Raw genomic sequence first — 15,340 nt, 5'->3', positions numbered from 1 at the left:
ACACCTGAAAAAGGGCTTGTGATACTCAACCAATTTTATGGAATAGATATGAACGCAATATTTGACAAGCTATTACTGGTTTTTCTGATGTTTTTTTCTTTACACAGTACCGTTACATTCGGGATGAATAACATTAAGCAACCAGCCGCAACTGCCATAGCATCAACGATTCAGGCGGATGAAGATAATTTTGAACATCATTATGTCATGGTGAATGGGCTGCGCCTTCACTATGTTTCAGTTGGAAAGGGTGAGCCCGTATTACTGATCCCCGGTTGGCCACAAACATGGTATACATGGCGCTATGTCATGACGGAACTTGCTGCAAATGGGTATATGGCAATTGCCGTCGATCCTTTGGGTACGGGGTATTCCGACAAACCAGAAAGTGGTTATGATACGGGAGCTGCCGGGACAACATTGCATGAAATGATGAAGCAGTTAGGTCATACCCAGTATTCTATTGTGGGGCATGACATTGGCATGTGGGTAGGGTATGCCTTGGCGAGTGATTACCCAGAAGAAGTGAAAAAAATAGCATTAATGGAAGCGGTTATTCCAGGATTAGCACCAGCGCCAAGTCTATTTGTTAGCCCGGAAGAAAATATTTTCTTGTGGCATTTTATGTTTAATCAGGTACGAGATTTACCTGAAATGCTAACCGCTGGCAAAGAGAGTGAATATCTTAATTTTATTTTTGATAACTGGGCGTATCGACGTGACCGTGTTGCCGCACAAACCTATATTGACGCTTATGCTTCACCAGGTGGATTAAGAGCTGGTTTCGCTTATTACCGTGCAATCCCCCAGACCATACAGCAAAATAAGTTACGGGCGCAGAAAAAACTCACTATGCCAGTATTGGCGATTGGCGCTGACCATGCAACACGGGATGCGCCACAACTGACGCTACAGGGAAGAGCAAATCAGTTACAAGGTGCAATGCTTGGTGAATGCGGTCACTTTGTGACAGAAGAGTGCCCAGAACAGTTAATGAGCTATTTATTGCCATTTTTGAAACAATAATTTGATATTAAATAAGGGAAGGCTAGGTGTGCTTCCCTTATTCTTATTGGGTAATTTTTGTTACTTAATATTTATTCTTCTTAGTCATTTTATCCAAATAACCCATCACAAAAGCAGATAAAACAAATGTCAGATGCAGGATCACGTACCACAGTAATTTGTCATTTTCGATATTTTTGAGGTTCATGAAAATCTTCAATAAATGGATCGACGAGATTGCAACAATAGACGCAGCAACTTTATTTTTAGTGAGGTGGCATCCATCGTGCCTATCCAATTCAGTTTTTCTTGTTTATCAGAAAGGTTGAGTTGCGAGACAAAATTTTCATATCCAGAAAACATCACCATGACTAACAGACCGCCCACAAGCGCCATATCGATCAATGATAATAGCGTTAGAATCAGGTCTGCCTCAGGAATAGATAAAATATTAGGTAGAATATGAAACATTTCTTGGAAAAATTTAATTGTTAACGCGAGCAGTGCCAGTGATAAACCTAAATAAACGGGGGCAAGAAGCCAGCGCGATGCATACATCATTCTTTCAAAAAACTTTTCCATGTAAACCCTTCAAATTATGAGAATCGAAATTAACAGATAAGGAGTATTCTAACGGTTTGCTGTGACGGGGATAAAGTTTTTTGTCGTTTAAAAGTAAAAAAATGTCCTTTTAATGATAAAAAAGTTATCGAATCGAGGTTATTGATATATTTGTTTTGCTTTGCAACAGATGATGAGTTTAAGTATGTTACTATCTGAATTATGTATAAATAATATAATATACAGCATTTATATTGATACTCACTTACTGCAAGGATAAAGGATATTTCCGATGTTGCGATTCAGTCGTAGACTAAAAAAAATCAACAAAAACAAATGTAAACGCCGCCAACGAATTCGTAACCGTTCTTTTTACATTGATAGTCGATTGCCAACTATGCAAAAAATTAAAGTGGTTGTCTTAACCGGAGCTGGTATCTCTGCCGAATCTGGCATTCAAACTTTTCGCTCAGCGGATGGTTTATGGGAAGAGCATCGCGTGGAAGATGTGGCAACACCGGAAGGTTTTGCTCGTGATCCTGCATTAGTGCAACGTTTTTATAATGAGCGCCGAAAACAGTTGCAGCAAGATAATATCCAGCCAAATGCCGCACATTATGCCTTGGCAAAATTAGAACAGGCTTTAGGGGATAATTTCCTACTAATTACCCAAAATATTGATAATCTCCATGAGCGAGCAGGAAGTCAGCGTGTCATTCACATGCATGGCGAATTATTAAAAGTACGTTGTAATTGGTCTAACCAAGTGTTGGAGTGGACAGGGGATTTATCTGTGGATGAGCGATGCCATTGCTGTCAATTTCCACAGCCGCTACGGCCTCATATCGTTTGGTTTGGTGAAATGCCATTTGAGATGGATCGTATTTATCAGGCATTAGGTGATGCGACTATTTTTATCTCGATTGGGACATCAGGGCATGTCTATCCTGCCGCTGGATTTGTCCATGAAGCACGATTGCAAGGGGCACATACCGTGGAACTGAATTTAGAGCCTAGCCAAGTAGAAAGTGAATTTGAAGAAAGACATTATGGACTCGCGAGTGAAGTGGTGGTGGAATATGTGGATAATTTATTGGCTGAATTAAATGGCGAAAAATAATGCAAGAGTTAGGAAGCTGAGTCTTTCCTAACTCGGGATTCTATTCAGACATTTTCGTCCATCATCGCGGGCATGGTTATCTCTTTAACACAGGTGGCGTTACTGGTGCTGAGTATAAAGCGAACAGCGCTAACAACATCTTGCAGAGGAATGGATTCCCCATTGTTTTGAGCTATCACTTCATTAACGGGCATAGATAGCGGATATTCTGTAGCAAGATAGCCTAAATTTAAAATAGAGATACCAATTTTATCGTGACGCAACGTTTCCCTCAGGGATTGAACAATCCCTCGTAGTGCATATTTAGTGGCACTAAATACCACTTCTTTACCCTTATGATTATCTAATCCCCATGTTGATCCGATTAAAATCACTTTGCTGTTTGTGCCTAAGCGTAAATTCGGTAATAAGGCTTTCAGATTTAAGAGACAGGCACTGATATTTGTCTGGATCATCGCCAGCAATTCTGTGTCTTCGGTAGATTCAAAATGGTAGTCAGGTGTAAAAGCCAGTGTCTCCCAGATTCCCACATTATAAATTAATGTATCAATAGGTTGGTCACCTATATGCAGCTTAATTTTTGAGGCGGAATGACTCTCACTTAGGTCTGCGGCTATCCAGTGAAATTGAGGATTGTTAAAGGGCGGCTCTGAACGAGAAACACCATAAATTGTGTCAGAGGTACTGGGCAATCCTTCGACTAATGCTTTACCTAAACCTTTACTTACACCATAAATTAAAAATGTTTTTGCCATATTTATTTCCATCGCTAAAGCTGTTTTTATCATAGGAATGGTGCATATATAACATGATTTATAACGTAATCAGTTATTAAAATGTGCATATCAATCTTAATAGTAAAGCTAATTTATTATTTTTCTTATATATTAATTAATCGAAAGTCGACTATTTAATTAAGTTGTTCAAAGGGTTTTGTTTTTTTGTAATTCATTGTTTTTATGCTGTATTTTTGATGTTAATAATTTCAGGTTACAATTATTAGCATCTAATATAAACCATATTAATTCTATGGTTAATATTCGGATTGCTACTGTTTTATTAGATATTTTCATTATTTAGCTGCAAAGCTGATTTGAAACAATAATTGATTCTGTGATCTTTCCCATAATATGCCTGTTGATATTTAGGGGGATGAGGTATGGACAAGCTCTTGGAGCGGTTTTTTGAATATACAGCTTTTGATACACAGTCAAAACTACATGCAAAAACAGTACCCAGTAGCACTGGTCAGCTAAAATTTGCCCGTGCGTTGGCAAAAGAGCTTACTCAGCTTGGTTTTGACAAAGTGACTTTAACGGATCAGGGGTGTTTAACAGCGTGTTTGCCATCCAATGTTGATTGGGATGTTCCTGCAATCGGTTTTATTTCCCACTTGGATACCGCTCCTGATTTTTCAGGTAAAAATGTTTGCCCTCAAGTACTAGAAAACTACCGTGGTGGAGATATAGCTCTCGGTATTGGTGATGAAGTTTTATCACCCGTTATGTTTCCTGTATTACATGAAATGATTGGCAAAACATTGATCATGACGGATGGTAAAACCTTATTAGGTGCGGATGATAAAGCCGGTATTGCTGAAATCATTACGGCATTGGTGCGCTTGCAAGGTCAAAATGTTCCTCACGGGAAAATTTGTATTGCTTTCACTCCCGATGAAGAAATTGGGCGTGGAGCACAACATATCGATTTAAAAGAATTTGATGCAAAGTGGGCCTACACCGTTGATGGCGGAGGTGTTGGGGAATTAGAGTTTGAAAACTTTAACGCAGCTAACGTTTCAATTAAAATCGTCGGAAACAATACTCATCCGGGTAAGGCAAAAGGTGTGATGGTTAATGCTTTAGGTTTAGCAAACCGAATTCACTCCATGCTACCTGTGGATGAAACACCTGAAAAAACCGAAGGATATGAAGGCTTTTATCACTTAACCTCGATTAAAGGTAACGTGGAAAAAGCGGAAATGAATTATATTATCCGTGATTTTGATTTTGCTAGTTTTGAAGCACGGAAGAAAAATATTATCCGTATTGCAGAGAAAGTGGGAGAAGGGTTACATCCAAATTGCTATATCGAACTCACTTTGGATGATAGCTATTACAACATGCATAAAGAGGTGATGAAATATCCTCATGTTGTGGAATTAGCCAAACAGGCAATGATTGATTGTGAGATTGAGCCAATTATCCAACCCATTCGTGGTGGAACCGATGGTGCTCAATTGTCATTCCGCGGCTTACCTTGCCCAAATATTTTTACAGGTGGATATAATTTCCACAGTAAACATGAGTTTATTACTCAGGAAGGCATGGAGCAGGCGGTGAGTGTCATCATGCGTATTGCCGAATTAACCGCTATTCATGCTAAGCGCAATACCTTGAAATAGATTGAATGTAGTAGTAGGTAAGAAGTGAAATGCCCCATTTAAAGTCAATTTGAATGGGGCATTTTGCTATTTAAGGATTGGCTAAATGATTAATCTTCAAAATACCAATAACCACTATTGACCAGCGCGGTAATCAGTGCGATGAAGTTTACATCATCAAGGGCATCGCCTAGATTTTCGTGATTGACTGAGTCAAAGCGACATAAACTGTCCGCCGCTTCATAGCATTGAGTATCCAAAGACTCACCATTCACAAAGAACTGATCACCGACACGTAACGCTCTGAGACCATTTAATTTGAACAGTGTTTCTTGTTGCTCTTTCAGTAAGTTATAAATCTCATCCTGCTCGTAAGGAGGCTCTGGTGGAGCCAAATCTAGCTCGTGGCGGGATTGTGAAATAAACTCGCCTAACCATTGACGGAACAGGTCAGGATCATTGATCAATGACTGCATCATTTCACGCAGCTTGATTTGCTCACCTTGCAGAATTTCTGCCGGATTATCGCGGAAAGAGAGATCAGGATCGCTATAACGGTAGCTGCCCAAATCATTAGAAATTAAATGGTCAGCAAAGCTACTGATCAATTCACGTGTGTTGGGTGCTCGGAAGCCAACAGAGAAGTTCAACGATGGCTCAATAGCATAGCCTTCGTGAGGAAATCCAGGTGGGATATACAGGATATCGCCGGGTTCCATCTCTTCATCGATAATGGCATCAAACGGATGAACTTGTAGTAAGTCAGGATGAGGGCAGTGTTGCTTCATTGGGATTTTTTCCCCAACTCGCCAACGGCGGCGACCTTCACCCTGAATGATAAATACGTCGTATTGGTCTAAGTGGGGACCGACACCGCCTCCCGGTACAGAGTAGGAGATCATTAAATCATCCATACGCCAGTCAGAAAGGACTCTAAAAGGTTTCATGAGCTGTGCACTTGGATGATGCCAGTGGTCAACAGCTTGAACTAAAATAGACCAGTTTTCGTCACCAAGGTGGTCATAGCTTTTGAAAGGTCCGTGTGTAACCTGCCAATTCCCATCTTTATGGCTGACTAAACGGCTGTCAACTTCATCTTCCATCGCTAATCCCGCGAGTTCATCAGGCGAGATAGGATCAATAAAACGCGTAAAACCCTGTTTGATAAGCAGAGGTCGTTTCTGCCAATGACTGTCCAGAAAACTCTGCCAGTCAAGATTCAGTTTATAATCCATCTTATTGTTCCCTAGTTATTACAAATCTTCCTAAATAGTATACCGGAAATGGATTGTAAGACAGGGTTTATAGGGCGCCACTTCACAGATTAACTATCTTCAATTACCACTTGTTGTCTAAACGTGACGGCGACACGTGCGCCCCCTAATGGACTATCCGAAATTGTAATTTCGCCGTCATACTGATCGATAATATCGACTGCGATTGATAATCCTAAGCCTTGACCTGGACGGAGAGTATCAGCTCGTTGGCCACGAACGAAAATTAAACTTCGCTTACTTTCAGGCACTCCGGGACCATCATCATCCACAATAATAGTCAGGCTATCATGCCCAGAAATGGCGGTGACTTCGACAAACTCAAGGCAATATTACAGGCATTCTCCATTATATTTCCCATTACTTCCATAAAGTCATTCGGCTGTCCCAGCCAAGTGGTTTCAGGAGAAATATCCACAGTGATAGACACGCCCTTATGTAAATACACTTTATGTAACGCGCTAGAAAGACTATCTAAAATTGAGGGGACAGACGCAATCTCACGTAACATGAGATTGTCGTCCCCTTGGTTGGATGCGCGGTGTAAATAGTAACCAACCTGCTGAGAAATTCTGCCAATTTGTTCTAACATAATGGGTTCTGCTTGCTCGACCGTCATTTGTTTACCGGAGCGTAGCAATCTTAGTGTGGATTGTAATACCGCCAATGGCGTTTTTAAACTGTGGGTGAGATCAGATAAGGTCGTACGATATTTACTGTAGCGCTTGCGTTCATTACTGAGCAAAATATTGAGGTTACGAACTAATCCGCGCAATTCTGCTGGTGGGTTTTCATCAAGGGTTTCTCGCTCACCTTTTTCAAGACTACTAATTTGCGAAATGAGCGACTTAATTGGGCGAACACTCCAATAAGCAGCAAGCCATAATAGTGGCAATACCAGAATTAAGTTTGCGAGTAGCACATAACCAAACCAATCCCAGACAACACCGGTATTTTGTAAGTCTTGAGGAAGCGTATCAACGACGACGATGGTTAATTGGGGAAGATTTTCCGTCGCTAGATATTGGTTAACCGATACTGAGTGAGTTAACGGTTCATCGACATTATCAATATCATTAAGTCGATTACTGTAGTCGGGATTATTATTCAGTAATTGACGTGTCTCATCGATATCCGTATCAATTTCATATAACCCATTCTTTTTTAACCAATCGAGTTGGATTAACCGTTCAACGCCTGGGACTTCTCGTTGGCGCCATAATGCCTGACCATTTTTATCATAAATGATGATCAACGAGGGGTTATTTAATGTGACATTCGGTGGAACACGAATATCAATTTTACCATCTTGCCATTGAACAAGGCTGTAAATTAGGTTGCTCTGGCTACGCATTACGGTGTATGTGGTTCGGTCAAAACTCACTAAATAACCAACCACTGCGACGATGCCATAGGATAAGGTGAGGGCAAGGATCACGGCTGACGTTGCACAAATGAAACGTGCCTGTAGAGACAGAGGCTTAAACCTAAATTTACTCAATCGCATATTAGTTATTCACATCGAAACGGTAGCCTTGTCCACGAACCGTCACGATCACTTCTTGTTCATGGAATTGCTGAATTTTTTTACGTAGGCGCCCCATTAATACGTCAATAGTGTGACTTTCTCTGAGTTCAGCATCTGGATACAGTTGGCGCATTAATGAATCCTTGCTGACGACTTTACCGTTGTTGCGTAGCAGTGTTTCAATAATGGTGTATTCAAAGGCGGTGAGTTTGACTGATTCACCATTGACAGTGAATTCTTTACGGGATAAATCAATAACAAAATTTTCTAATTCAAGAACTTGGGATGCTAATCCGCTATTTCTACGCATTAATGCCTGCATCCGAGCAACTAACTCTTCAAGTTGGAACGGTTTGGTCACGTAGTCATCAGCACCACTGTTTAATGCTTGAACTTTTTCTTGCCAACTTTCACGCGCAGTTAAGACTAAGATTGGAATAGTGACATGGTTGCTGCGCCAGCGTTTGATCATAGATAAACCATCTTCATCAGGTAAACCTAAGTCAACGACGGCAATGTCAGGATGACTTTCATTGAGAAAATAGTCAGCTTCTTTAGCATCTTCAGCGGAATCCACTTGATGGCTTAGGTCTTTTAATTGAACCGTTAAGTGGTGGCGAAGTAGGGCATTATCTTCAACGATAAGAATGCGCATCTGAGAACCTCATAGAAAGAAAGCATGCAAATGATTATAGTATAATTGACATGGTAGAAAGAGATGGGATAAGGAACAAGATCTTAACTAAATATAAGTAAAACAAATCTGAAAAATAGTCTTTTTCGAAAAGTGATTGTTTAATCATTCGATAGAAAAATAGGTGACCTACTGGCCACCTATTCAAAGAATATTAATTACTTAATTTCATCAATAAAATTTACAGCATAACCAATGTAATTTGCTGGAGTCATCGCTTTCAGACGCACTTTTTCATTTTCTGGTAGCGCTAAGCTATCAATGAATTGTTGCATTCCTTCCGCCGTAACGCGTTTACCACGGGTCAACTCTTTCAGTTTTTCATACGGTTTTTCAATGCCATAGCGGCGCATAACTGTTTGAATTGGCTCTGCTAATACTTCCCAATTTTGGTCTAGCTCTTCCAGTAAATGTTGTTCGTTAACTTCTAATTTATTCAATCCTTTCATTGTGGATTGATAAGCAATCAGTGAATAACCTAAACCAACACCTAAGTTACGAAGAACTGTAGAGTCAGTTAGGTCACGCTGCCAACGAGACACAGGTAGTTTACTCGCTAAATGACCTAATACGGCGTTTGCTAGACCCAAATTACCTTCTGAGTTTTCAAAGTCGATTGGGTTAACTTTATGAGGCATGGTTGAAGAGCCAATTTCACCGGCAATGGTTTTTTGCTTGAAGTGATTTAATGCAACGTAACCCCAGACATCTCGATCAAAATCAAGAACGATAGTATTGAAGCGTGCAACACAATCAAACAGCTCAGCAATATAATCGTGTGGTTCGATTTGTGTCGTGAACGGGTTCCATTTGATGCCTAGAGAAGATACGAATGTCTCACTGAATTCGTGCCAATTAACTTCAGGATAAGCAACAATGTGAGCGTTATAGTTACCAACGGCACCATTAATTTTACCAAGAATTTCAACTTGTTCCAGTTGACGGAATTGACGCTCTAAACGGTAAGCGACGTTAGCAAATTCTTTACCAACCGTAGACGGTGTTGCTGGCTGACCGTGGGTACGGGACAGCAATGGCAGTGAACGGTATTCGTATGCCATGGCTTTAATTTTATCAATAATCTGGCGCCATTGTGGCAGCAAAACCTCTTCACGAGCTGTTTTCAGCATTAATGCGTGAGACAGGTTATTGATATCTTCAGAAGTACAAGCAAAGTGAATAAATTCAGATACTGCATGAAGTGCTGGAATATGAGCCACTTTTTCTTTCAGGAAATACTCAACTGCTTTTACGTCGTGGTTAGTCGTACGCTCAATTTCTTTGATACGCATCGCATCTTGTTCACTAAAATTAGCGACAATTTCGTCTAAGTAAGCGATTGCGTCAGCGTCAAATGAAGGAACTTCTTTAATTTGTGCAGTTGCAGCCAGTTTTTGTAGCCAGCGAACTTCAACTTGGACACGAAATTTCAGTAAACCAAACTCACTAAAAATAGTGCGTAAAGCGCTGACTTTATCACCGTAACGGCCGTCAATCGGGGATACAGCGGTCAGTGAGGATAATTCCATTGGTAGCAACTCCAGATTTATAGGTGAGACAAAATTTGTTTCGCCTGATTAGACAGACGGCTTCGAGAAAACATTAGTTGGAGACGGCTGCCACCAACTTGTTGCCATAGCACGGCACAACGAATACCAGCAAGCAGCATGGATCTAACTTTTGCCTGAGCAAGGGTATTTTTCAGAATATCAGGGGAGCCCGTGACTTGAATGCGGGGACCTGCTGGGCTCACTACATCTACATAGATACCGGCAAGGGCATTGAAAACACCTTCAGACATGGGATCAAAATAGCTCGCTTGGCGTTCAAATTGCTCAATACGCTGACCTAGTTGGTTCATTGCGTTGTCATCTTTACTTAAACGACGTTCTAGCGCCATGATACTGAGCATATAACGGGTCATTTCAGCCGAAATCCCGCTATTTCCACCTGTTAGCATACCAAGTAATGCACTTAAGCCAGTTTTCAAATTAGCTTCATCATTACCGAACACATCCAGCGTACTGGATGGGTTCATGTTGGTCAGACTGTCGACCATGGTTTTGCCATCTTGCTCATTAAAGGTCCCTTCATGAGCAAGTTTTTGTACCATTAGGCTAGCTTGACAGATACCCGCTAATGCTAGCGTAATATCGTAATAGTTTTTCGCCACACTTACTCCTGAATACGGGCTTCAATAACGCCGCCACCGAGGCAGACTTCATCAATATAAAATACCGCAGATTGCCCTGGAGTAACAGCAGCAACTGGGTAATCAAAAGTAACTTGAATTTTATCGGCACTTAATGGCGTTATAGTACAAGGTATATCCGCTTGACGATAACGGGTTTTCACTACGCAGCGTAATGGCTCAGTGAGAACTTGTCTATCTACCCAATCTAATTGTTGAGCAATCAGGCCAACAGACATTAATCGAGGATGTTCATGGCCTTGAGCGACAATTAATTGATTTTTCTCAACATCTTTGTCTACTACGTACCAAGGTTCTTCTGAACCTTCTTTAGTACCACCGATCCCCAGACCTTTACGTTGACCTAACGTATGGTACATCAATCCTTCATGTTGGCCGATGGTTTCGCCATCTACAGTGACAATTGGACCCGGTTGAGCAGGGAGGTAGCGGCCTAAGAAATCACGGAATTTACGCTCACCAATGAAACAGATACCAGTAGAATCTTTTTTCTTCGCAGTCACTAAGCCGATCTCTTCGGCAATACGACGTACCTCAGGCTTTTCTAGTTCACCCACAGGGAACAGGCTTTTGGCAATCTGTTCATGGCTGAGGGTATAGAGAAAGTAACTTTGGTCTTTATTATTGTCGAGGCCGCGTAATAGTTGGCTTTTACCATTGACGTCACGGCGGCGAACATAGTGGCCTGTCGCGATATAGTCTGCTCCGAGATCTTCCGCAGCAAACTCTAAGAAAGCTTTAAATTTAATTTCTTTGTTGCACAAAATATCTGGGTTTGGGGTGCGTCCCGCTTTGTATTCTTCTAAAAAATGTTCGAAGACATTGTCCCAATATTCCGCAGCGAAATTGATGGTGCGTAACTCAATACCCAGCTTGTCACAGACAGCTTGGGCATCAGCAAGGTCAGTTGCCGCAGAGCAATACTCTTCATCGTCATCCTCTTCCCAGTTCTTCATAAACAGACCAACTACCTGATACCCTTGCTGCTGGAGTAAATAGGCGGAAACGGATGAATCAACACCACCGGACATACCGACGATGACCTTAATTTGGCTGTTATCTGATTTGGTACTGTTATCTGACATGAAAATAGTCTCACTACGGAAAAATCAAGCCCCATACTTTAGCACGTTGCACCCTTGTTGCACCAGAGTTAGGGCGAATTATGTTAGCCGTAATGATGACCGAATGCGGTCAAAATATCTAAAGGATAAGATATTCCCTCTTGAAAACAGCGGATGCTCTGTGCAACTAATGGAGATCGTAGACAGAGGCTAGATAAAATATCTTCTGCGGTAACCCAGTGGCAGGCGCTAATATCACTGTCATGGGGACTTGTTTCGCATGGTGCATCTAGTTCAAGGGAAAACAAAAATCGAATAAACTGTGTGCTATCGGGGGCAATCCACTGATGAACTTTAATGAGCTTTTGTGGTGTGCCTTGGATACCCGTTTCTTCAAAGAGTTCTCGCTCGGCGGCTTGTAGTAAAGACTCATTGGCTTCCAAATGCCCAGCGGGTTGATTCCATGTTGGCTTATTATTGACCCACTCCTCAACCACTAAAAACTTATCTTGAGCGTGGACTATAGTGGCAACAGTAACATTAGGTTTAAACAACAGTGACCTCCTTCCATTCACCAGGGGATAAGTTATCCAAACTAAATTCACCCGTGGAATAACGGATCAATCTCAGTGTCGGAAAACCAATATTAGCTGTCATTCGGCGAACTTGCCGATTTCTTCCTTCAAAAAGCGTGATTTTTAGCCAACTAGTTGGAATGTTTTTACGCTCTCGAATAGGCGGAATTCTTTCCCATAACCAATCTGGCTCTTCAACTAATTCGATTTCTGCGGGGAGGGTTGGACCATCATTGAGCACAAGTCCTCGGCGAAAATTAGCTAATGCAATTTCATCGGGAATACCCTCTACTTGAGCATAGTATATTTTCCCCGTTTTCTTCTGAGGCTGGGTTAATCGTGCTTGCAGTTTCCCGTCATTGGTTAATACCAATAATCCCTCGCTATCGCGGTCGAGACGTCCAGCCGCATAAACATCGCTAATTGGAATATAATTTTTTAATGTTTCTCGCCCTTGTTCATCGGTAAATTGAGGGAGTACATCAAAAGGTTTATTAAAAATAATAACCTTACGAGGTGTTGACGGCTTTGAGGCGGTAATAGTGGTATTTTTATTTAGTCGATGATTATTCTTTAAGCGGGTTTTAGGCGCATTTTCAGTTCGACGTGGAGATGGTGATATTCGATTCGTTGGTTTGGACATAATAATAAAATAGGTTGAATATAAATTATTGGTTATTGTAGCGGAGTTTTGGTTACCCTTTAACTCTTATCCTTGATAGGGCGGGATATTAATTAAAACCATTAAAAGCATATAAACGTTTTATACGGATTTTCCCTTTTAAAATAATGGGATAAATAATTAACTGATTCGAATAGTGTGAGCGCAATATATTTTTCATGTCAAATATTTTGTTAATGTGAAACTCTATTTGGCGATCGATGTAGATTCAAGTAGTATTGACATGTCTCTTACAAAAAATTAACAAGTAAAATACGCAAGTGAAGGAGAGGTTAATGGAAAGCAAAGTAGTAGTTCCGGCAGAAGGCGCTAAAATTACCATTGATTCAAAAGGCAAATTACACGTTCCGAACAACCCAATCATCCCTTTTATTGAAGGTGACGGTATTGGTGTTGATGTCACTCCTGCAATGTTAAAAGTTGTTGATGCTGCAGTCAAAAAAGCCTACAACGGTGAGCGCAAAATTTCGTGGATGGAAATTTACACCGGTGAAAAATCTACTCAATTGTACGGCAAAGATGTTTGGTTACCGCAAGAAACCCTCGATTTAATCCGTGACTATCGCGTTTCAATTAAAGGTCCTCTGACTACCCCTGTAGGTGGCGGCATTCGCTCTCTGAACGTTGCACTTCGTCAGCAACTCGACCTCTATATCTGCCTACGTCCTGTTCGTTACTACAAAGGCACACCAAGCCCAGTAAAACAGCCTGAGTTAACGGACATGATTATTTTCCGTGAAAACTCTGAAGATATTTATGCTGGTATTGAGTGGAAAGCAGGTAGTAAAGAAGCAGATAAAGTCATCAAATTTCTGCAAGACGAAATGGGCGTAACTAAGATCCGTTTCCCACAAGATTGCGGAATTGGTATTAAGCCGTGTTCTGAAGAAGGAACTAAGCGTTTAGTTCGTGCAGCAATTGAGTATGCAATCGATAATAATCGTGATTCAGTGACCTTAGTTCATAAAGGCAACATTATGAAATTCACTGAAGGTGCATTTAAAGATTGGGGTTACCAATTAGCACAAGAAGAATTTGGCGGTGAGTTAATTGATGGCGGTCCATGGGTTAAGATTAAAAACCCTAAAACTGGCAAAGATATTATTGTAAAAGACGTCATCGCAGATGCCTTCTTACAACAGATCCTGCTGCGTCCAGCTGAATATGATGTTATCGCATGTATGAACCTGAACGGTGATTATATTTCTGATGCATTAGCGGCACAAGTTGGCGGTATCGGTATTGCTCCGGGTGCAAACATTGGTTCCGAGTGTGCTTTATTTGAAGCAACTCATGGTACTGCGCCTAAGTATGCAGGCCAAGATAAAGTAAACCCAGGTTCAATCATTCTATCCGCAGAAATGATGCTGCGCCACATGGGTTGGGTTGAAGCGGCAGACTTAATCGTTAAAGGTATGGAAGGCGCAATCGCGGCTAAGACTGTAACTTACGATTTCGAACGTCAGTTAGAAGGCGCTAAATTACTGAAATGTAGCGAATTCGGCGACGCGATCATTAAACACATGTAATTTATTACTTGGTGTAATTAATAACGGGAGCTTAATAGTTCCCGTTCATTTTTTGTTCAATTAAATTCTTCCCCAAAACTCCCCCAAAACTCTTCCCCAAAACGGTTCAAAAAATAGGCTATCTAGATCGCAATAATTTATCAAAATTATTCCTATATCGCGACAGTAATTAAAAAAGCAACAATAAGCCTAGAACAATGTTGGATAATAGATTTATTATAACTAAAGAAACAGAAAATCTTAAATAACCAGGAATGGTGTCTATATGATATTTTATGGGATAAATTATCTACAAGAGCAGTCTAATTTAAATGACTATCTTAAATATATTATTATATTCAGTACATTATTTGTTTTAATCGTTGTTTTTAGCCTATATATGCGTCACCGATTACAGACAAAATATCGGGATTTAACTATTATGGCCTTTTTATTTCTGCTGTTCATTTCCGGCGTTCAGTATTCAGATTATACAAATAGTCAAAATATACACTCACAATCATCCCGAATGGTTAATTTTGTAAAACTATTATCAAAAGAAAAAGATGTAGATGTAAACTCTATTTTTTCAAGCTCAATACAACTCTCGGATGGTGTGATTATTAAAGTCAATAATATTTATTATCGTGTGAGTTTGAGTCCGGATCAAAATACATATAGCTTAGTAGAAGCTAAATTAACAAACCCAGACACCATTATTATAAAAAAGTGAG

General features: G+C 40.6%; 13 protein-coding genes and 2 pseudogenes. 5 read left to right on the top strand and 10 right to left on the bottom strand.

Annotated elements, in window-relative coordinates; genetic code table 11:
• Positions 1-48: 48 nt before the first annotated feature.
• The gene (locus EL244_RS10305) at positions 49-1,026 is read left to right on the top strand and encodes an alpha/beta fold hydrolase (RefSeq protein WP_126460735.1); all 978 of its coding nucleotides are present in this window, start codon (positions 49-51) and stop codon (positions 1,024-1,026) included.
• A gap of 64 nt (positions 1,027-1,090) precedes the next feature.
• On the opposite strand, the pseudogene EL244_RS10300 reads toward EL244_RS10305, so the two are convergent.
• Positions 1,091-1,587 (bottom strand): annotated as a pseudogene (locus EL244_RS10300) (TIGR00645 family protein).
• A 271-nt stretch (positions 1,588-1,858) separates the two neighbouring features.
• Between EL244_RS10300 and cobB the strand changes: the two are divergent.
• Entirely contained in the window at positions 1,859-2,686 is an 828-nt protein-coding gene (gene cobB, locus EL244_RS10295) for a Sir2 family NAD+-dependent deacetylase (RefSeq protein WP_115164428.1), read from the top strand.
• A 44-nt stretch (positions 2,687-2,730) separates the two neighbouring features.
• Here the strand turns inward: cobB and EL244_RS10290 are convergent, their stop codons facing one another.
• The gene (locus EL244_RS10290) at positions 2,731-3,441 is read right to left on the bottom strand and encodes an SDR family oxidoreductase (RefSeq protein WP_126460732.1); all 711 of its coding nucleotides are present in this window, start codon (positions 3,439-3,441) and stop codon (positions 2,731-2,733) included.
• Positions 3,442-3,845: 404 nt separating this feature from the next.
• On the opposite strand from EL244_RS10290, the gene pepT reads away from it, so the two are divergent.
• Complete coding sequence (pepT, locus tag EL244_RS10285) at positions 3,846-5,090, top strand: peptidase T (protein WP_112836907.1); 1,245 nt, start codon at positions 3,846-3,848, stop codon at positions 5,088-5,090.
• Positions 5,091-5,179: 89 nt separating this feature from the next.
• Here pepT and EL244_RS10280 read toward each other — a convergent pair whose 3' ends face one another.
• The 8 genes and pseudogenes from EL244_RS10280 to rluE all read right to left on the bottom strand — a co-directional run bounded on the left by EL244_RS10280 (position 5,180) and on the right by rluE (position 13,059).
• Entirely contained in the window at positions 5,180-6,304 is a 1,125-nt protein-coding gene (locus tag EL244_RS10280) for a ribosomal protein uL16 3-hydroxylase (RefSeq protein WP_126460730.1), read from the bottom strand.
• 89 nt (positions 6,305-6,393) lie between these two features.
• Positions 6,394-7,850: pseudogene (phoQ, locus tag EL244_RS10275) on the bottom strand (two-component system sensor histidine kinase PhoQ).
• A 1-nt stretch (position 7,851) separates the two neighbouring features.
• A complete protein-coding gene (phoP, locus tag EL244_RS10270) occupies positions 7,852-8,526 on the bottom strand; it encodes a two-component system response regulator PhoP (RefSeq protein WP_006815393.1) in 675 nt (224 codons plus the stop codon).
• A 197-nt stretch (positions 8,527-8,723) separates the two neighbouring features.
• Positions 8,724-10,094, bottom strand: coding sequence for an adenylosuccinate lyase (purB, locus tag EL244_RS10265; RefSeq protein WP_126436926.1), 1,371 nt, complete (start codon positions 10,092-10,094; stop codon positions 8,724-8,726).
• 17 nt (positions 10,095-10,111) lie between these two features.
• Entirely contained in the window at positions 10,112-10,738 is a 627-nt protein-coding gene (gene hflD / locus EL244_RS10260; protein ID WP_006815391.1) for a high frequency lysogenization protein HflD, read from the bottom strand.
• A gap of 2 nt (positions 10,739-10,740) precedes the next feature.
• Positions 10,741-11,862 carry a tRNA 2-thiouridine(34) synthase MnmA gene (gene mnmA, locus EL244_RS10255; RefSeq protein ID WP_006815390.1) on the bottom strand — a complete coding sequence of 374 codons (1,122 nt, stop codon included), beginning with the start codon at positions 11,860-11,862 and terminating at the stop codon, positions 10,741-10,743.
• Positions 11,863-11,945: 83 nt separating this feature from the next.
• Positions 11,946-12,395: an NUDIX domain-containing protein gene (locus EL244_RS10250; protein ID WP_126460727.1), complete on the bottom strand. Its 450-nt coding sequence runs from the start codon at positions 12,393-12,395 to the stop codon at positions 11,946-11,948.
• Positions 12,388-13,059, bottom strand: coding sequence for a 23S rRNA pseudouridine(2457) synthase RluE (gene rluE, locus EL244_RS10245; protein WP_154600476.1), 672 nt, complete (start codon positions 13,057-13,059; stop codon positions 12,388-12,390). Before rluE ends, EL244_RS10250 begins: the two co-directional genes overlap by 8 nt.
• Before the next feature lie 314 nt (positions 13,060-13,373).
• Here rluE and icd point away from each other — a divergent pair, with 314 nt between their 5' ends.
• Positions 13,374-14,627: an NADP-dependent isocitrate dehydrogenase gene (icd, locus tag EL244_RS10240; RefSeq protein WP_006815387.1), complete on the top strand. Its 1,254-nt coding sequence runs from the start codon at positions 13,374-13,376 to the stop codon at positions 14,625-14,627.
• Between the two features lie 265 nt (positions 14,628-14,892).
• A complete protein-coding gene (locus tag EL244_RS10235) occupies positions 14,893-15,339 on the top strand; it encodes a DUF3290 domain-containing protein (RefSeq protein ID WP_006815386.1) in 447 nt (148 codons plus the stop codon).
• Position 15,340: the final 1 nt, after the last annotated feature.

Source organism: Providencia rustigianii (genome assembly GCF_900637755.1).
In the GTDB taxonomy this organism is placed as follows: domain Bacteria; phylum Pseudomonadota; class Gammaproteobacteria; order Enterobacterales; family Enterobacteriaceae; genus Providencia; species Providencia rustigianii.
Note: the sequence above shows the minus strand (reverse complement) of the source record. Positions and strands in the feature narration are given on the sequence as shown.

Coding starts and splice junctions, on each gene's coding strand:
- EL244_RS10305 (WP_126460735.1), top strand. CDS start 49: ATGAACGCAATATTTGACAAGCTATTACTGGTTTTTCTGATGTTTTTT.
- cobB (WP_115164428.1), top strand. CDS start 1,859: ATGTTGCGATTCAGTCGTAGACTAAAAAAAATCAACAAAAACAAATGT.
- EL244_RS10290 (WP_126460732.1), bottom strand. CDS start 3,441: ATGGCAAAAACATTTTTAATTTATGGTGTAAGTAAAGGTTTAGGTAAA.
- pepT (WP_112836907.1), top strand. CDS start 3,846: ATGGACAAGCTCTTGGAGCGGTTTTTTGAATATACAGCTTTTGATACA.
- EL244_RS10280 (WP_126460730.1), bottom strand. CDS start 6,304: ATGGATTATAAACTGAATCTTGACTGGCAGAGTTTTCTGGACAGTCAT.
- phoP (WP_006815393.1), bottom strand. CDS start 8,526: ATGCGCATTCTTATCGTTGAAGATAATGCCCTACTTCGCCACCACTTA.
- purB (WP_126436926.1), bottom strand. CDS start 10,094: ATGGAATTATCCTCACTGACCGCTGTATCCCCGATTGACGGCCGTTAC.
- mnmA (WP_006815390.1), bottom strand. CDS start 11,862: ATGTCAGATAACAGTACCAAATCAGATAACAGCCAAATTAAGGTCATC.
- rluE (WP_154600476.1), bottom strand. CDS start 13,059: ATGTCCAAACCAACGAATCGAATATCACCATCTCCACGTCGAACTGAA.
- icd (WP_006815387.1), top strand. CDS start 13,374: ATGGAAAGCAAAGTAGTAGTTCCGGCAGAAGGCGCTAAAATTACCATT.
- EL244_RS10235 (WP_006815386.1), top strand. CDS start 14,893: ATGATATTTTATGGGATAAATTATCTACAAGAGCAGTCTAATTTAAAT.